The 18,589-nt window shown below is 60.2% G+C and carries 12 protein-coding genes and 2 pseudogenes; 4 read left to right on the top strand and 10 right to left on the bottom strand.

Annotated elements, in window-relative coordinates; genetic code table 11:
• Positions 1–22: 22 nt before the first annotated feature.
• Both CLAM6_RS08950 and CLAM6_RS08945 read right to left on the bottom strand, forming a co-directional pair.
• A pseudogene (locus CLAM6_RS08950) lies at positions 23–1,164 on the bottom strand (IS3 family transposase).
• Positions 1,165–1,228: 64 nt separating this feature from the next.
• A pseudogene (locus tag CLAM6_RS08945) lies at positions 1,229–1,435 on the bottom strand (transposase); the annotation flags it as partial.
• 530 nt (positions 1,436–1,965) lie between these two features.
• On the opposite strand from CLAM6_RS08945, the gene CLAM6_RS08940 reads away from it, so the two are divergent.
• Positions 1,966–2,265, top strand: a complete 300-nt coding sequence (locus CLAM6_RS08940) for a hypothetical protein (protein WP_153635790.1) — start codon at positions 1,966–1,968, stop codon at positions 2,263–2,265.
• Between the two features lie 252 nt (positions 2,266–2,517).
• On the opposite strand, the gene CLAM6_RS08935 is transcribed toward CLAM6_RS08940, so the two are convergent.
• Positions 2,518–2,877 carry a hypothetical protein gene (locus CLAM6_RS08935; protein WP_153635789.1) on the bottom strand — a complete coding sequence of 120 codons (360 nt, stop codon included), beginning with the start codon at positions 2,875–2,877 and terminating at the stop codon, positions 2,518–2,520.
• Between the two features lie 300 nt (positions 2,878–3,177).
• Between CLAM6_RS08935 and CLAM6_RS08930 the strand changes: the two genes are divergently transcribed.
• Complete coding sequence (locus CLAM6_RS08930; protein ID WP_082388754.1) at positions 3,178–3,351, top strand: DUF2970 domain-containing protein; 174 nt, start codon at positions 3,178–3,180, stop codon at positions 3,349–3,351.
• Positions 3,352–3,540: 189 nt separating this feature from the next.
• Here CLAM6_RS08930 and CLAM6_RS08925 read toward each other — a convergent pair whose 3' ends face one another.
• The 7 genes from CLAM6_RS08925 to metH all read right to left on the bottom strand — a co-directional run bounded on the left by CLAM6_RS08925 (position 3,541) and on the right by metH (position 15,484).
• Positions 3,541–4,092 carry a DUF934 domain-containing protein gene (locus CLAM6_RS08925; RefSeq protein ID WP_242007792.1) on the bottom strand — a complete coding sequence of 184 codons (552 nt, stop codon included), beginning with the start codon at positions 4,090–4,092 and terminating at the stop codon, positions 3,541–3,543.
• Positions 4,085–5,737, bottom strand: coding sequence for a nitrite/sulfite reductase (locus CLAM6_RS08920; protein ID WP_153635788.1), 1,653 nt, complete (start codon positions 5,735–5,737; stop codon positions 4,085–4,087). Before CLAM6_RS08920 ends, CLAM6_RS08925 begins: the two co-directional genes overlap by 8 nt.
• A gap of 289 nt (positions 5,738–6,026) precedes the next feature.
• Positions 6,027–7,850 carry a putative bifunctional diguanylate cyclase/phosphodiesterase gene (locus CLAM6_RS08915; RefSeq protein ID WP_153635787.1) on the bottom strand — a complete coding sequence of 608 codons (1,824 nt, stop codon included), beginning with the start codon at positions 7,848–7,850 and terminating at the stop codon, positions 6,027–6,029.
• Positions 7,738–8,472, bottom strand: coding sequence for a hypothetical protein (locus CLAM6_RS08910; RefSeq protein ID WP_153635786.1), 735 nt, complete (start codon positions 8,470–8,472; stop codon positions 7,738–7,740). Before CLAM6_RS08910 ends, CLAM6_RS08915 begins: the two co-directional genes overlap by 113 nt.
• A complete protein-coding gene (locus CLAM6_RS08905) occupies positions 8,469–9,662 on the bottom strand; it encodes an ABC transporter substrate-binding protein (RefSeq protein WP_172978671.1) in 1,194 nt (397 codons plus the stop codon). The genes CLAM6_RS08910 and CLAM6_RS08905 overlap by 4 nt, the downstream gene beginning before the upstream one ends.
• 404 nt (positions 9,663–10,066) lie before the next feature.
• Positions 10,067–11,395 carry an MATE family efflux transporter gene (locus CLAM6_RS08900; protein ID WP_153635784.1) on the bottom strand — a complete coding sequence of 443 codons (1,329 nt, stop codon included), beginning with the start codon at positions 11,393–11,395 and terminating at the stop codon, positions 10,067–10,069.
• A gap of 363 nt (positions 11,396–11,758) precedes the next feature.
• Entirely contained in the window at positions 11,759–15,484 is a 3,726-nt protein-coding gene (gene metH / locus CLAM6_RS08895; protein WP_153635783.1) for a methionine synthase, read from the bottom strand.
• 391 nt (positions 15,485–15,875) lie between these two features.
• On the opposite strand from metH, the gene nfuA reads away from it, so the two are divergent.
• Positions 15,876–16,466 carry a Fe-S biogenesis protein NfuA gene (nfuA, locus tag CLAM6_RS08890; RefSeq protein ID WP_054556652.1) on the top strand — a complete coding sequence of 197 codons (591 nt, stop codon included), beginning with the start codon at positions 15,876–15,878 and terminating at the stop codon, positions 16,464–16,466.
• A gap of 321 nt (positions 16,467–16,787) precedes the next feature.
• Entirely contained in the window at positions 16,788–18,587 is a 1,800-nt protein-coding gene (locus CLAM6_RS08885; RefSeq protein WP_153635782.1) for a sensor domain-containing diguanylate cyclase, read from the top strand.
• Positions 18,588–18,589 lie beyond the last annotated feature (2 nt).

Genomic DNA, 18,589 nt, shown 5'->3' with positions numbered 1-18,589 from the left:
TCAAGTGAGAGCGGACACATTTTTAAGCCGCAGCAGCCAGTTCAATATCCCTCGGCGTTCGGTAGCCTAAGGTCGAGTGGAGTCGGCAGCTGTTGTACTCCATCTCGATATATTCGATCACATCTCGCCGTGCTGCTTGGCGGGTTCCATATCGCTGGTCAGCCAGCCACTCGCTTTTCAGTGAGCCGAAGAACCGCTCCATAACAGCATTGTCCCAGCAGTTTCCCTTGCGGCTCATGGAGGTCTGGAACCCGTGCCGATCCAGCGTGGATCGGTAGTCATGTGACGCGTACTGGCTGCCGCGGTCGCTGTGGTGGATCAATCTGCTCTTGGGTTGCCGGCGCCCTACGGCCATCTCCAAGGCGTCCAGAACCAACTGTGTGCGCATGTGGTCTGCCATCGCCCAACCAACAAGTTGCCGGTCGTGGAGATCGAGCACTGCCGCCAAGTAGAGCCACCCTTCCAACGTCCAGATCGCCGTGATATCGGCCACCCAGGCCCGGTTCGGTTCCGACACCAAAAACTGACGGTTGAGCAGGTTGGGCGCCACCGGGAGGCTGTGCTCACTGTCGGTCGTATGACGCCAGCGGCGCCGCTGCTTTGCTTCTACGCCGGCTTCCCGCATCAGACTCCGGGCCTGGTAACGGCCAACCTCGTAGCCACGACGTTGCAGCTCTTTGGCGATGCGGCGGCTGCCGTAGCTGCCTCGCTTCCGGCGGTGGATCTCTCTGACCTCACGGTGAAGGGCCTGGCGATGATCATCTGGGCCACGCCGTCGCCAGTCATAGAAACCACTCCGGCTGACCTGCATGACCCGACACAGCAAGGCCACTGGATAGGCGGCCTTCTCCGATTCGATGAACTGATATCTCAGCTCGATTCTTTGGCGAAGAAGGCCGCCGCCTTTTTTAAAATATCCTTTTCAATCTGAAGCTTACGAACCTCTTCGCGGAGCATCTTGATCTCGTCGTCGCGATCATCCGCGTGTTGGCTCGAGGCGCCTGAAGTCTGTTGACGTTGCTTGCGGCACCAACGGTCCAACAAGCTACGGTCAACTCCCAGGCGCCGAGCTGCCTCGGATACGGTATATCCCTGATCGCTCACCAGGCTCACCGCATCGGCCTTGAATTCATCGGAATACCGACGTCGAGTCTTCTTGGTCATGAACACCTCCATCGCCTCTATTATGAGGCTTATCGGGGTGTCCGCTCCAATTGGACCACTTCATCTTGATCTCGTCGTCGCGATCATCCGCGTGTTGGCTCGAGGCGCCTGAAGTCTGTTGACGTTGCTTGCGGCACCAACGGTCCAACAAGCTACGGTCAACTCCCAGGCGCCGAGCTGCCTCGGATACGGTATATCCCTGATCGCTCACCAGGCTCACCGCATCGGCCTTGAATTCATCGGAATACCGACGTCGAGTCTTCTTGGTCATGAACACCTCCATCGCCTCTATTATGAGGCTTATCGGGGTGTCCGCTCCAATTGGACCACTTCACATCGAGTCACGTCATCCATGAGTGATGCGGTGGCGCTGCGAAGGGCGATGATGGCACTGTTTCGAGCATAGCGGCTAGCGCAACACCCATGAGATGTCGTTTCAGGCATCGACGTCATCTAGCCAACGCTACGGTGTTGCCGTCCAGATGCCAAGTGAGAGTGCCCAACACTCCGTGAAGCCCCAGTTCAGGGTACTTGCGCGCTTTGCGTATCGCGCGATGTCTTGCGAGCAGGCGTTGAAAGGGGCATGATGAAGCTAGTTTTCTGTATGGCTTTCAAGAAGATATCTGTCATTTGTCTATGGCTGTCCAGAAGAGGCTCGCTAACATCTTGATTTGAGGCGCGCCGGTCGAGTGTTGAAGGTGTCGTGCATAAGCTGCAAGTCAAATTGTCGCTCATCGTCCTGCAGTGAACTCATAGCGTTGTCTTCTTGTTGTCGACAAGATCAAAAGTGGAAAATCGTGCATGAACCGACATGATGAAAAGATCATTGCCAGTGCTCGCAAGCAGCGTGCTCTCTTTGATGAGCTCGAAAAGGCGTTGGCGGAAGAGCTGAATGCGCTGGATCGCTCTTCTCAGCCGGCGCCCGCCGCTGAGTCGAACCACGATGCCGACGACGCGCGCGCCCAGCAGCGTGAAGCGGAGTTCGTGGCGCGGCTCGAGAGTCTGATCGCGGAATTCGATCTCGATCGCGAGGCCGCCCAGACATGGCTGCGTGAGCTTGAGGCCTTCAAGGGAGACGCGGAGTCAGAGGAGTCAGCGTAAGCCTTAGTCTTGGCTGACGTCTCTTGCACAACGCCCAGCACTTCTTCCTGAAGGCTGGGCGTTGTGCGTTTCTCGCTTGGCGCATCTGGATCCAATGGATTATCTAGCCCGATAGATTTTCTGACGTCTTGTTATTGGCTTACCTGCTTGGCGAATTATTGGCTTGCCGACTTATCTACGAGACCGCTTGCCTGTTTGACGGCAAGCTTCATTCGGCAACGCTCCCACCGGTCCTCGACCTCGGGCTTGGGCCTAGATCTCCTCCCAGATGGCTTCCTTCAACTCATCTGTCAGGCCTTGCAGGCGTTGCAGGCGCTTGACGGTATGTTCCTGCACATCACTGACGATCTCCGTCAGGCACTCCTTCGACTCGTGAGGGTCAACGAACCCGGTCGATAGCAGGCACTGGCCCATTTCCATGCTCTTGGTCTGCCACATGCGAATAAACTCGATTTCCTGCTCATATGCCTTGAGGCTCAGGGTCCACCATACCTGCTGACAACGCATCAAGGGGGCGAGGGGATGCACGAGGTCGTCGGGTCGATTCATCCAGGGCAGTGGGGTGCTGAACATGGCAGCGAAAGGCTGCATCGGTTGATTGGCGACTGGCATTCTGGACTCCTGTCTCATGGTATCTGATAGCTGATGAGTGCAAACCTTGGGGGAAATACCAGCGGGGCAGCTGGTGTTTGGCGTTATTGTGACCAATAGTGATAGTGGGTGGTGTCTAGTGGCACAGGCTTCGCAACCTGAGCTGAGTTGAGCATAGCTTCCTCTGCTGGAATGCGCGCGAGCATCCTGTGCTGTCCCCAGTCAACCTTGGCTTCAACAACTCAGGCTTCAACAACTCAGGCTTCAACAACCCTGTGCCCAGATGATGAATTGCGTGAGGTCACCGACAAGGAGGCGATCATGATCAATGAAGTCAAATCCGTACTGGCAGCATTCTTTGGTGTCCAGAAGGAGGCCAATCGCAAGCGTGATTTCGAGCACGGCCATGCGCTGGACTTTCTGGTGGTGGGACTGGTGATGGCCGCACTGCTGGTGGGAGGGATGGCGCTGCTGTCCACGGTCGTCGCCGGCTGATGAGCCGCTCAGGTGACAGAGACGAAACGTCAGACAAGACACTTCAGTTACGAAACATCCGGCACGAAAAAAGCCCCCGCCCAGGAGAGCATCCTGGACGGGGGCTTTTGCTTGGCTCACTCGGCTGCGATTGCCTTCTATCCAGTGTCTATCCGAAGGCAGAAGCAGTGAGTGATCAAGAGCTGGCGATCAGCGACGCGCGAACAGCGGCGTCTTCTGGTCGACGCCGGTCTGGTAGCTGACGCTGAACGAGCTCAGGGCATGCAAGGCATCTTCCACGTACTGATCGTCACGCAGGGCGAAAGCACTGATGCCGCAACGGCTCATGTAGTGGAGTTGATCCACCAGCACGTCACCGATGGCGCGAATCTCACCCTGATAGCCGAAGCGCTCGCGCATCAGGCGGGCGATGGTGTAACCGCGGCCATCATTGAAGTTCGGGAAGTCGACCGCTAGCAGCGGTGCGTCCGCCAGTGCCTTGCCCAGTTCCGGCGTGAGCTCGGTGTCACTGGCAAGCCAGGGCGCCAGATGATCAGAGCCTTCGCCGGCGGCGACCAGCGCCTGCCATTCTGACAGCGGCAGCAGGGCGGGTGCCTGATAGCTCGGCAGATTGCCGTCTTCATCCAGACGCACGACCTGCCAGGCATCTTCGCTCACCAGCTGATTCTGACGGATGACGCCACCCTGGCGCTGATCGGTCAATTCACGTGCTGATGTCATTTCTGCAGTCACCTCAGGCATAGACCCGCTCCTTGAACGGCTTCATGCCGATGCGGTGGTAGGTATCGACGAAGACTTCATCTTCCAGACGCTGCTCGACGTACACCTGCAGCACCTTGTCGATGACGTTCGGCATGTCTTCGGCATTGAAGGACGGGCCGAGGATCTTGCCAAGCGTGGCGTTGTCGTCGCTGCGTCCGCCCAGCGAGACCTGGTAGAACTCCTGGCCTTTCTTGTCGACACCGAGGATACCGATGTTGCCGACGTGGTGATGGCCACAGGCGTTCATGCAGCCCGAGATGTTCAGGTCCAGCGGGCCGAGGTCGTACAGGAAGTCGAGGTCTTCGAAGCGGTCCTGCAGTGCCTGAGCGATGGGAATCGACTTGGCATTGGCCAGCGAGCAGAAATCGCCACCCGGGCAGCAGATCATGTCCGCCAGCGTGCCCACGGTCGGGTTGGCCATGCCGAGTTCTTCCAGCGCCTTCCAGAGTGTCTCGAGTTCATCAACCGGCACGTCAGACAGCACCAGGTTCTGCTCGTGAGTCACGCGCAGTTCACCGAAGCCGTACTGCTCCGCGAGGTCAGCCACGGCGTCCATCTGGTCGGCGGTGACGTCACCCGGGGCCAGTTCGCGGCGCTTGAGCGACAGGGTGACGGCCTTGTAGCCCGGCACCTTGTGGCCGACGACGTTGTTGGTCACGAAACGCGCGAAGGCACGGTTCTCGCGGCGCAGGGTCTCATAGGCCTCGATGGCCTCGGCGCTGACTTCACGGCGCTCAGGCTCGGGGAAGTAGCTGGTCGCCTTGGTGACGGCGGAGTCGGTGAGGGTTTCCGGGCCATCCTTGAGGTGGGCCCATTCTTCCTCGACGCGACGACGGAATTCCTCGATTCCCAGTGCCTTGACCAGGATCTTGATGCGCGCCTTGTACTTGTTGTCGCGACGGCCCCACTGGTTGTAGACACGCACGATGGCGTCCAGATAGGTCAGCAGGTGCTGCCAGTCGAGGTCTTCGCGCACGATGTCGCCGACCATCGGCGTACGGCCGAGACCGCCACCCGCCAGGATGGTGGCCTTGACGCTGCCATCGTCGGCGCGGTTGAGACGAATGCCGATATCGTGGACCTGGATGGCAGCGCGGTCGGCGCTGGCACCGGTGACGGCAATCTTGAACTTGCGCGGCAGATAGGCAAATTCCGGGTGAAGCGTGGACCACTGACGGATCAGCTCACACCAGGGACGTGGATCGACGGTCTCGTCTTCCGCGATACCGGCGAACTGGTCAGTGGTGGTATTGCGGATGCAGTTGCCGCTGGTCTGGATCGCATGCATCTCGACCTGAGCCAGTTCGGCGAGAATCGCCGGGACATCTTCCAGCTTCGGCCAGTTGAGCTGCAGATTCTGGCGAGTCGTGAAGTGTCCATAGGAACGGTCATAACGACGGCTGATGGCCGCCATGGCGCGCAGCTGGACAGCGCTCAACATGCCGTAGGGAATGGCGATACGCAGCATCGGGGCATGACGCTGGATGTAGAGGCCGTTCTGCAGGCGCAGAGGGCGGAATTCTGCATCTCCCAGACGGCCCGCCAGATAGCGATCCATCTGGTCCTTGAACTGAGCTACCCGCTCGTCGACCAGTGTCTGGTCGTAGGTGTCATAGCGATACATGTCAGGGGTGTCCTGCGGTCGGGCATCAGATGATCGTCCACTGATGCGAATCTTGTTGATGCTGAAGCCACCATACCCTCTATTCTTTATTCTTTAAAAGAATAAATCCTCATAGTTTTCGACGATGGCGTTATTAAGAAGGCGCGTTGAGTTTGCCTACCAGCAGCGAAAAAGAAAAGACCAGCCGCCGGAGGGGAAGGCGTCTGGTCATGTTGCCCGGGTCTCACGACAGGCATGGGCCTGCCACATTCCGGGCTTGCGCAGAACGGACGGCCTCAGCCAGATGCCATCAGCCCGGGTCATTGCCTGTGCCTGGTGCGCTCCTGATGGGTTTCAGCAGACTGACACGCGCATCCGCGTTGGCGTGAAAGCGCGTCTCGAAGGCCTGCTGCGGCATCGGGCGACCGAAGAGATAGCCCTGGAAGGCGTGGACGCCCATGGCCTGGAAGATTTCGGCTTGCCCCCGCTCCTCGACCCCCTCGACAACGACCTGCATGCCGAGTGATTGGCCCATCGCGACGATGACCCGCGCCAGCTCCCTGTCGCGGCGACTGGTCTCGACATTCATGACGAAGGAGCGATCGACCTTCAGGATGCCGAAAGGCAGATCATGCAGATAGGAGAGGCATGAGAAGCCTGTCCCGAAATCATCCAGCGAGAGGTTGACTCCCAGTCTGCGTATTGCCTGCAGTTGATAACGCAGGCTGTCTTTGCTGTCGAGCATCAGGTTCTCGGTGACCTCGACCACCAGCTGCGAGGGATGAATCGGGTAGCGCTCGAGCAGTGACTCGAGCTGGTGCAGAATACCTTGATCCCTGAACTGGATGACGGAGGCATTGACGGACAGATAGCGCTCCTCGATGCCGAGCCGTCGCCATTCGCACAGAATGACGGCAGCCTCTTCCAATACCCAGTTGCCGATCTCGACGATCTGTCCGGTCTTTTCCTCCGCTGCAATGAACTCATCGGGGGGCACCAGGCCGAGATCAGGGTGCTCAAGGCGGATCAGTGCCTCCGCGCCGAGCAGTTCCGGAGCCTCCAGGTCCGCACTGGCCGCCCGGAAGATGGGCTGTAGATAAAGGCGGAACCAGCCCATGGTCAAGGCTTCGCGGATCATGCGCTCCTTCAGGAACAACGGCTCACCGTCTTCCAGCGCGCTATCGCGGACACAGGTGCGATATTGATTTCCCCCCTTGTGCTTGATGTCCACCACGGTAAGTTCCAGTAGACGCATCAGGCGGCTGGGGCTCTCGTCATCTGCCTGCGCCTGCAGGCCCGCCATGCTCAGGCTGAGATGGATGGGTTCGCCAGCCTTGAGCAGCGGATGGGAGAATGCGATTTGAATCCGGTGGGCAAGTGGGCGCAAGTCATTGATATCACAGGTCATGACGAATTCATCGCCACCCGTACGTGCGATCCAGTCGGGGGCACACTCCTTGAGCCGTGCGCCAACCTCTTTCAAAAGAAGATCGCCGTCCATCGGCCCCAGGTGGTGATTGATGCTGTGGAATCGATCGATATTAACCAGCAGCAAACCAAAGACAGCGTCACGTGCGATCAACTGCTGGACATGCTGATTGAGCGACAGCCGGTTGGGTAACTGCGTCAAGGGGTCAATCAGCTCATGCTCCAACAGCCGTTGCTGGGTCCTGGTCAGTTCGGTGATGTCCGTCAGCAGCATCATCGTGCCCCGGGCCTGGCTGCCATTGGCGGCGGGAATGACCACCTGAACCTGACGGTCTTCCTGGTGTTGGCAGTTCAATGTCATCACCAGATCGTTGCAGGCATTGCCCAGTCGCAAGGCCGTGCTGATGCGATGGATGTGCTTGCCATTCTGACTGCTGATGAGAGCATGGAAGGGCATGCCGACAAGATGTTCACGAGCCCAGCCGGTCACCTCCAGCATTTGCTCGCTGGCATCCTGCACAGTGCCCTTATCGTCGATCACCAGCAGCAACGCGGGGGTATCACGATAGAAGTGTTGATAGCGCTCTTCGTTATCACGCAGCGCTTCCATCATGTTGAAGATTCGCTCCCCCAGCTTGTTCAGCTCCACGATGACCTTGTTGATCTCGCGCGAGTGAACGGGGGGGGATGCGTTGGAAGGTGGCATGCTGGCCCTCCAGCTGCCGCATGCGCCTCACGGCCTTGCTCAAGGGGTCCATCACATACCGCTTCAACTGCCAGGAAAGCATCAGCAGGATCGACAGAATGATGGTCAGGGCGATCCCGAACAGCACAGCTCCACCCTGGTAACGGGCGGCAAGCAACGGGGCGTTGGTGCTCTCCAGTTCAAGCCTGCCAACGGCCTGCTTGACCAGTGAGTTCTGATAGACAAGTGGCTTCGAATGCGTGACGGGATCCAATGCTGTGCCGCTCTTGGCAATCTCCTCGACAAGCTCCCCCTCATGATTGAAGTAGCGCACGGCATGAACACTGGCGTGGTGACTGAGAGTCTCGAGGTAGGCATGGATTCTCTCATCGTCGAAGTTCCATATGGCGTCCGGCATCGACAGCGCCACGATATCCATCATTTCCTGATGGTCATCATGCATGTGCTCGACGGCCTCGCTGGCATACAGGTAATAACTCACGGCTCCACTGATGGCACAGATGGTGAATACCAGCGGTGCAAGTATCCGCAGTATTCGCCATCTGAGCGGTGACGCATGCTCGCCATCACTCTCGGGCCCCGTACCGGGGGCCTTGGCGAGTTTCTGACCATCATTGATCACGCTGTTCTCCCTCGGTGGCGATGGATGTTGCCCTGCGAGCTCTCCTTGCGCCTCCTCATTGAGGGGTGTCCATGAGCGCGCTGGAACGTGCAGTCTTCTTCTGGGTGGCGGGAGCCTGAGGGGGGCAATCCGGATGCCGGGGCCTGGTGACCAAGAATCTGCGTCAATACCCTCATCGGATCAAACTCATAGTCATCCCGCGATGCCTGCAAGCCGAAGGCGGCGAAATCTGCAGCTTCCCAGTCAGGGTTCTCCAGAAGCGGGCCATATCGCGCCACATTGTCATGCGTGATCGCGCTCATCGGAAAGTTGACGGTTCTGGGGGACCAGTCCTCGATATCGGCATGGTCTCTTGCCATCACCATCGCCCAGGCTCCCGCCATGAAATGCCCGCCGTCCGTCAACAGCATGCGTTGGTCCTTGACCATGCTGATACCCTCCGGTGACCAGTTGAGCCCTGCCACCAGCACATCCACGCCGGGCGTGAGGCCCGCTGACTCGAGCGCAAGAATGGCCCCCTCGGCCATGGCATCATTCGCCGCCCAGATCAGATCATTCTGACCGCTCGAGCGGCTGACCCACTTGAGATATTGCGCAGTAAGATGTTCGGCATCCTGAGTATTCCAGCGCGCCTCGAGTATGCGGTCTATCTGGACGTCCTGGTCCTGGGAAAAGCCGACCACCATGCCGGTATTACGGGCAATCGAGGCAGGGGTTCGGGTATCGCCGATCAAGGCGAGTCCATGCAGTTGGCCGGTGGGTGAGCCTTCTCTCGCCACCTTGATCAGCTGGGTCGCCATGCGTTTGCCCGCAGTGTGGTTGTCCGGGATGATGCTGCCGATCCAGGAGGGGTGGAGGGACCCCGGGGTGCCATGGGTCAGCGCCTCTTCGCGGCTCAGTCCGTTCAACAGCATCACGACATGGGTGTCGTGGCTATCCGCAATCGTCAACAACTCGGATGCCGCCTGCTCTTCATTGACCAGCAGGAGGTAATCCGGAGCGGCAGGGCTTTCCAAAGCCTGAATCGCGAGTTTCTTGAGCAGGTAGGGATTGCGCTCGGCGTAGACGACTTCCAGTGAGATATTCAGGTTCAGGGCGGCTGCTTGCATGGTGTCGGTCACCATGTCCCAGAAGCGTTCGCCACGCAGTCCCGGGTTTACGAAGGTGGCGGTCAGCGGGCGTCCTGGCATCGCCTCCTGTGCACCACGCGCTCTCGATTGGCCTGAAGGGTAGGCAGGGGCTTGAGTGTTTTCGGAGGCTCGAGACGTGAGGTCGGAGGAGGAAGAGCCAGAGGATAAGGCATTCACCAGCCCGCTGAGGGCAAGGCAACCACACAGGACGATCAGCCTTGGCAAGCCAAGTTGTGCTCGTCCTGTCCTGATGGTGGCAGCGGACATGGCGTTCTCCCTAGTGCATTGACTTTTGTTTCTATCAGGGTACGCGACTGGGCAAGCTGGGTATGGACTTCAACAAGACTGCCAATTACCAAGCTTCAACGATTGAACGACATATATCATTATTACTTGATGTCTTCCATGGGCTATAGGCGCGAGTGGCAGCAAAGGCTGCTGGCTAGCTGCACCAGAGAACACCTTCAAAGGCGCAAGGCTTGCCACGCTCTGCGTTGCCAGATAAGCCCGAAGACGAGCGAGTTGAGCAGGCGATAGGCGAGCTGTATCCCCCAGATGGCGACAAGGCCACCTTCCTGGTGGACGCCCCACCACCAGGCCGCGGGCAGAAAGATCAGCCACTGCAGGCTCAAGGTGGCAAGCATCACGGTGCGATGGGCGCCGGCGCCCAGTAGTGCCTGGGCCAGCACGATGGCGGTGCAGTCGAGCACGATCATGGCGGCCGTCATCTGCAGCGGCAGCAGGCCCAGTTCGATCAATGGCGGGCGATGCAGGAACAGCCCGAGCACGCTCTGGGGCGCGACCCACAGCGGCAAACCCAGCAACAGCAGACACGGCAGTGCCACGCGCACGGTGTCCCACCCCCAGCGATGGGCCTCTTCATGCTCGCCGCTGCCCAGGGCCTGACCCACCAGACTCATGGCGGCCAGTCCAAGTCCGACCCCGGGCAATATCAGCAGCAGGGAGAGATTCACCAGCACATGGCCGACCGCGACACTGGCCGCATCGATCTGACCGAGTATCCAGAACAGCATCGCGTAGCCCGCCGCGAACCATAGCTGCTGAAAGGAGTGGGGCACCGCCAGCTTGAGCAGCGTCAGGTAATGCGTCATCGGCGGCCAGGCGTGCAGGACACCGTGCAGACTGCGCTCGCCCAGCGTCGCCTTGATCCACAGCGCCAATGCGACCAGCAGGGACAGCGTCGTACCGGCCCCGGCACCATCCGCGCCCATCTGCGGGGCGCCGAACAGACCGTGGATCAGGATGATGCTGAGCACGACATTGACCGCCTGGGTGATCAGCATGATGCGCAGATAGATGCCGGTGCGCTGCAGGCCATTCCAGAAACCTCGGAAGCAGAACGCCATGGCGACCGCGACCAGCCCCAGCACCCGCCATTGGAAATACGAGGCGGCGGTTTCATGCACGCCGGGCTGGTCATTGATCAAGGACAGCAGCGGCCCAGCCCAGTGATGGCAGGCGAGGGTGACGGGGATGCCGATCGACAACGCCAGCACGAGACCTGCATTCAGGCCTTCGCCGCAACGCTCAGGTGCTTCCTCGCCCAGGCGCCGCGAAGTCTGTGCCTGGACGGCGGAGGACAGCCCGAAGATCAGCGCCGTGACCATGAACATGGCATAGCCACCGATCCCCACACCGGCCAGCGCCGTCTCGCCCAGACTGCCGACCAGTGCCGCGTCGATCAGGTTGAGCAGACTCTGCGACAGCATCGCCCCGATGATCGGCAGCGCCAGCTTCAGAATTCGTGTGTTGCGCGCAAGATCCCCCAGCATCAGACGCTCCCACGCGGGGAGTCGGAAAGGTGATAGGAGCAGGAGGGGTCAAAAGCCTCGAATGCGGCTGACAAGCGGGAAACCAGAGAACTGGGCTGCGATGAACTGAGCAGCGAGAAACCGAGCAGTGATAGATAGGGCAGTGACAAACAGAGCAGTGACAAACAGAGCAGTGATAAACAAAGCAGTGACAACGGCAGCACGGGCGACTCACGACAGCAGACAAGGAAGAGCGCCATGATAGCGTGCTCGGCAAACTGAAGACATCGCCTCTCAGATGACAGCGCGCCCCATCTCCTGAGAGGTGAGGCGCGTGGAGCTGACGTTGGCTCCATCAACCGGCGGGGCGGCTGATGGAGGGGATCAATCGGCGTCGGGATCGTAGCTCAGCACCGGCGACAGCCAGCGTTCCATCTCGGAAAGCTCCATTGCCTTGCGGCTCGCCAGGGACTGCACCTGATCGCGGGTGATCTTGCCGGTGGAGAAGTACTTCGACTCCGGGTGCGCGAAGTACCAGCCAGAGACGGCGGCCGCCGGCCACATGGCGAAGCTCTCGGTCAACACCATGCCGGCATGCGTCTCCGGTTCGAGCATGCGGAACAGCGTGGCCTTCTCGGTGTGATCCGGACAGGCCGGATAGCCGGGCGCCGGACGAATGCCGCGATACTTCTCGGCGATCAATGCCTCGTTGTCGAGCACTTCCTGGCTATCGTAGCCCCAGAACTCCTTGCGCACGCGCTCGTGCAGGCGCTCGGCAAAGGCTTCGGCGAGACGGTCCGCCAGCGCCTTGACCATGATGGCATTGTAATCATCGCCCGCCGCCTCGTACTCCCTGGCCAGTTCATCCGCGCCATGTCCGGTGGTCACGGCGAAGCCACCGATCCAGTCCGGCTTGCCGCTGTCACGCGGGGCGATGAAGTCGGCAAGACTGTGACAGACGCCATCACGGTTCTTGGTCATCTGCTGACGGATGTGATGCAGGCGCTCTACCACCTGGGTGCGTGATTCATCGGCGTAGACTTCCAGGGTGTCGTCGTCGACACAGTTGGCCGGCCAGAAGCCGATCACGCCACGTGCCAACAGCACCTTGTCATCGATCAGCTTGCGCAGCATCACCCTGGCATCGGCAAACAGCGAACGCGCCGCTTCCCCGACCGTCTCATCCTGCAGAATCTTCGGGTACTTGCCCGCCAGCTGCCAGCTCATGAAGAAGGGCGTCCAGTCGATGCGCTCGACCAGTTCATTCAGATCGTAGTCATCGAAGACCTTGAGGCCGGTGAAGCTGGGGGCCGGCGGGGTGTAATGCTCCCAATCGGGCTGGAAACGGCGCTTGCGCGCCTCGTGGTAGTCGAGGTCCGCGGCCTTGGGGTGGCGCTTGGCATTGCGCTCGCGCACCACGGCGTACTCGGTGCGAATCTGATCAACATAGGCTGCCTTGAGTTCCGGCGACAGCAGGCGCGAGGCCACGCCCACCGCGCGCGAGGCATCGGTGACATAGATGACCGGCTGATCATACTGCGGTTCGATCTTGACTGCGGTATGTGCCTTGGATGTGGTCGCGCCACCGATCAGCAGCGGCAACTCGAACCCACGGCGCTGCATCTCCCTGGCGACATTGACCATCTCGTCCAGCGACGGCGTGATCAGCCCGGAAAGCCCGATGATGTCGGCCTTCTCGTCGATGGCGGTCTGCAGGATCTTCTCCGCCGGCACCATCACGCCCAGGTCGATCACCTCATAGTTGTTGCACTGAAGCACCACGCCGACGATGTTCTTGCCGATGTCGTGGACATCGCCCTTGACGGTGGCCATGACGATCTTGCCCTTGGCCTGGGTCTCGCCGCTCTTCTCGGCCTCGATGAAGGGGATCAGGTGGGCGACCGCCTGCTTCATGACGCGCGCCGACTTCACCACCTGGGGCAGGAACATCTTGCCCGCGCCGAACAGGTCGCCGACCACATTCATGCCGTCCATCAACGGCCCTTCGATGACCTCGATGGGCCGGGCTGCCTGCAGGCGCGCCTCTTCGGTATCTTCCTCGATATGGACGGTGATGCCCTTGACCAGCGCGTGCTCGATGCGCTTGTTGACTGACCAGCTGCGCCATTCGAGGTCTTCCTTCTTCTCACCGCTGCTGCCATCGCCCTTGTACTTGTCGGCGATGTCGAGCAGACGCTCGGTGCTGTCATCGCGGCGGTTGAGCACCACGTCCTCGACGGCGTCGCGCAGCTCGCGGGGCAGGTCATCGTAGAGCGCCAGCTGGCCGGCGTTGACGATACCCATGCTCAGGCCCGCCTGGATGGCGTGATAGAGGAATACCGAATGGATCGCTTCGCGGACCGGATTGTTGCCACGGAACGAGAAGGACACGTTGGAGACGCCACCCGAAATCATCGCGTGGGGCAGGTTGTCATGAATCCAGCGCGTGGCCTCGATGAAATCGACACCGTAGTTGTTGTGCTCTTCGATGCCGGTGGCGATGGCGAAGATGTTGGGGTCGAAGATGATGTCCTCGGCCGGGAAGCCGATGTCATCGACCAGCATCCGGTAGGCGCGCTCGCAGATCTCGATCTTGCGCTGATAGGTATCGGCCTGGCCGACATCATCAAAGGCCATGACCACCACGGCGGCGCCGTGACGGCGACAGATCTGCGCCTGCTGCCGGAAGCTTTCCTCGCCTTCCTTGAGCGAGATGGAATTGACCACCGCCTTGCCCTGGATGCATTTCAGGCCCGTCTCGATGATGTCCCACTTCGAGGAGTCGACCATGATCGGCACGCGCGAGATGTCCGGCTCCGAGGCGATCAGGTTCAGGAAGCGCACCATGGCCTCCTGTGACTCCAGCATGCCCTCATCCATGTTGACGTCGATGACCTGGGCGCCGTTCTCAACCTGTTCGAGGGCGACTTCCAGCGCGGTGGTGTAGTCCTCCTCCTTGATCAGGCGACGAAAGCGCGCAGAGCCGGTGACGTTGGTACGCTCACCGACATTGACGAACAGCGAGTCCGGCTGGATGTTGAAGGGCTCAAGCCCCGACAGGCGGCAGGCCGGCGCGATCTCCGGCACCTTGCGCGGCGGGTACTGGGCCACCACGCGCTTGACCGCCTGGATGTGCTGCGGGGTGGAGCCACAGCAGCCACCGATGATGTTGAGCAGGCCCGCGGCGGCGAAGGAGCCGATGATCTCGGCCATCTCGTCTGGGGTCTGGTCGTACTCGCCGAACTCGTTGGGCAGGCCGGCGTTGGGGTGCGCGGAGACAAAGGTATCGGCCTTCTCGGACAGCTCACGCAGATAGGGGCGTAGCTCCTCGGCGCCCAGCGCGCAGTTGAGGCCGATGCTCAGCGGGCGCGCGTGACGCACCGAGTTCCAGAAGGCTTCGGTGGTCTGGCCGGACAGCGTACGTCCTGAGGCATCGGTGATGGTGCCGGAGATCATCACCGGCAGGCGCGGATGGCCTTCGTCGAACAGCTCCTCGAGGGCGTAGATCGCCGCCTTGGCATTCAGGGTGTCGAAGATGGTCTCGATCAGGATCAGGTCCGCGCCACCCTCGAAGAGCGCCAATGCGGCCTCGCGGTAGTTATCGCGCAGAATATCGAAGGTGACATTGCGCTTGGCGGGGTCATTCACGTCCGGCGAGATGGAGCAGGTGCGGCTGGTCGGGCCGAGCACCCCGGCGACGAAGCGCGGGATACCAGTCTCGGCGGCCACGGCATCCGCCGTCTTGCGCGCCAGGCGTGCCGATTCGAGATTGATCTCGTGGACCAGCCTCTGCATGCCGTAATCGGACTGCGACAGCTGAGTGGCATTGAAGGTGTTGGTCTCGACGATGTCGGCGCCGGCCTCGAAGTAGGCGCGGTGGATCGCCTCGACGATGTCTGGCCGGGTCAGCGCCAGCAGGTCGTTGTTGCCCTTGATGTCGCTGGGCCAGTCGGCGAAGCGCTCGCCACGGAAGTCTTCCTCCTCCAGCCCGTAGCTCTGCAACATGGTGCCCATGCCGCCATCGAGGATCAGGATACGTTCCTGCAGCGCCTGGCTCAGCGCGTCGGGCAGGGGCAGAGAATAGGGAACAGGGGATAGGGCTTGCGCCATGACGGACTCCAGCGTGCGTGACCTGTCGCGTTGTCTCCCGAACGTGTAACTCTCATTACCAGGCCAGTACTTTGCCAAGCCAGTACCTTCTGAGCCAGTACCTTGCCGAGAAAGTCACACGCCACAGGCGCGAACTCATTGCTATTGAGAGGCGCTGGCGAGGGATCCGTTCACGAAATCCCCGCCTGGCCAGTTTGGGATATCGTATCAGACTGCAGAGTCGTCACGATGAGCATGATTCATGCGCAACATGAGTCAGTCAGGAGTGCCGGCAAGGGAGTGGCTGCGTGCAGGGCACCAAACCCGAGTGATTTGCTCAGGATTGCGAGTGCAGCAGGTTTTCCTTAACATGGAGCCATTAGTCACCTGACATCAAGAGAGTCTCTGCGCCATGAGTGAGAGCATCCAGATTACCGATAGCGCCCAGGAGTATCTTGCCGAGCTGCTCGAGAAGCAGAACGTCGAAGGCATCGGCGTGCGCATCTTCATCACCCAGCCAGGCACGCCGTATGCCGAGACCTGTCTCGCCTACTGCCGTCCTGGCGAGGAAGAGCCGACGGATGAGATCCTGGATCTGCCGAAGCTGAAGGTCTATCTCGACACGCACAGCGTGCCGTTCCTGGAAGAAGCGACCGTCGACTTCAATGCCGATCGCATGGGGGGGCAGCTGACCATCAAGGCGCCGAACGCCAAGATGCCCAAGGTCAACGCCGACAGCCCGCTGGAAGACCGCATCAACTATCTGCTCTACAGCGAGATCAACCCGGGCCTGGCGGCTCACGGTGGCGAGATCAAGCTGGTGCAACTGACCGAAGAGCAGGTCGCCGTACTGCAGTTCGGTGGCGGCTGCCAGGGCTGCTCCGCCGTCGATCTGACGCTGAAGGATGGTGTCGAGAAGACGCTGATGGAGCGTATCCCGGAGCTGACCGGTGTGCGTGACGTCACCGATCACACCGACACGACCAACGCCTACTACAGCTGATGTCGGGTCTGGCTTCGGGCCCGAGGAAAGGGTCGAAGCCAAGCACAGGCGAGAAACGCAATCTCCCATCGATTTTCGGTGGGAGATTTTTTATGGGCGCGACGTCAGCCTGTCAGGGTCTGAGGCAATCTGACGCGAGCCTGGGACATCCAGGCCAGGGCATACAGCGTATGAAGGGAGGTTCGGGGAAGTTGCTGCGTAAAGTATTAGATTTATCTGGTATCGTGGCAGTATCTTTCTCATGCTGGCAGCGCCCATCGGCTGGCCGGCGTGACGCGTTTTTCGTCGAACGTTTCCTTCCATCGTCAAGAGATAGCCTTCATGAGTCTGGCCAACCTGCGCTTTCGCACCATCAACATCATCATCTGTGCGCTTTCCGCCTTGGCGGGACTGGTGTTGCTGGTCGTGTTGGCATTCATTACCCGCAACGTGTCCGACCTGCAGCGCGACTGGCAGGAATATCAGCAGGCACGCTCCGACAAGCCGCGCCTGGAAGGTCAGCTGACCAAGGCTCTGGGCTATGGCGGCATGGTGCATGACTTCAAGAATCTCGTGCTGCGTCAGGACCTCGAGCTGATCGGCGAGGTGCAGAACGAGATCGGTGCCGCTCGCAGCGCTCTGAGCCGTTATCAGAACCTTGGGCTGACCCAGGGGGAGGAAAATGCGGTGGCGGGCCTGCGTGCCACCATCAGCCGCTATGAGCTGATGGTGCCCAGAATACGCACGATGATCGAGCAGGGGCGCTCGACTGCCGATATCGACAAGCTGGTTCAGATCGATGATTTCCAGGCCGTCTCGGGGCTGGATACCCTGCGGCGTATCTCCATCGCGGAGCTGCGTGACAATGACAATCCGCTCGAGAACGGTATGGGCAAGGCTCGCCTGGTGGCCAACCTGCGCCGTGACCTCGGCTATGGCGAGATGATCCACCACTTCAAGAATTACGTGCTGCGCAGTGACGCCATCTACGGTCAGCAGGCGGCGCAGGACATCGAGTCGCTGCGCGCTACCCTGGCGGCTTATCGTGCGCTGGGCATGAACACCGCCGAGCAACGTGCCATCCGCGATATCGCCGATGTCATCCAGTCCTACGGTGACCGCTTGAACAAGGTCAACCAGCTGCATGACGAGCAGGCAGACCTTTCACCGCGTGAGATCGATCAGCTGGTCAAGGTCAATGATGCCCCGGCGCTTGACGCACTGGCGGTGCTGGATCATGAAAGCCGCATGCGGATCGCGGCCACCTCTGCCGCGGTTGGCAAGACGCTCAAGCTGCTGGCCAGGGTGGCCCCGGTGGTCAATGGCCTGGCGCTGGCGATGATCGTGGTGCTGATCGGCATCTCGATGTGGCTGTTCGGGCGTTATGTGCTGGTACCGATCCGTCGTCTGACCCAGACCATGAATACCCTGGCCAATGACGATGTCAGCGTGGTGATCGACAGCACCCAGCACACCAATGAAGTGGGCCAGATGGCGCGGGCGTTGCAGAAGTTCAAGTACAACATCATCGAGAGCAACAACTACAAGAAGCGCATCACGCAACTGGCGATGCATGATTCTCTGACGGGACTGCCCAATCGACAGCATTTCTATGAGCGGGTCGAGCATTGGCTCGAAAGCGTCAGTGACGAAGGCGGGCAGCTGGCGTGTCTCATGCTGGACATCGACAAGTTCAAGCCCATCAATGATACCCATGGCCATGCCGCCGGGGATGTGGCGCTCAAGGTGATCGCGGAGCGACTCAATCAGGTGGTGCGCAAGGGCGATTTCGTCGCGCGTCTGGGAGGCGATGAGTTCGTGGTGATGGTCCACAATGCTGACATCCAGGCGAATCTGGGGCGCCCCGGCGAACTCGCCCAGCTGGCCCAGCGCATCATCGACAGTCTGGGCAAGCCATTCCTGTATGAAGAGCACAAGCTGGAAGTGGGCTGCAGTATCGGGATTGCCATCGCCCCTCAGCATGGCAGCGACCGTGAACAGCTATCACACAATGCAGACATGGCGCTCTACGCCGCCAAACATGAGGGGCGCAATTGCGCGGTGCAGTTCAGCCGCCATGATGAGCTGGGCCAGATTGTCGCGATCGCCAGCAAGCAGCGTGAGGTGCAGAAACAGCAGTGACG

The organism is Cobetia sp. AM6 (genome assembly GCF_009617955.1).
In the GTDB taxonomy this organism is placed as follows: domain Bacteria; phylum Pseudomonadota; class Gammaproteobacteria; order Pseudomonadales; family Halomonadaceae; genus Cobetia; species Cobetia amphilecti.
This window is presented reverse-complemented; position numbering and strand designations above follow the sequence as displayed.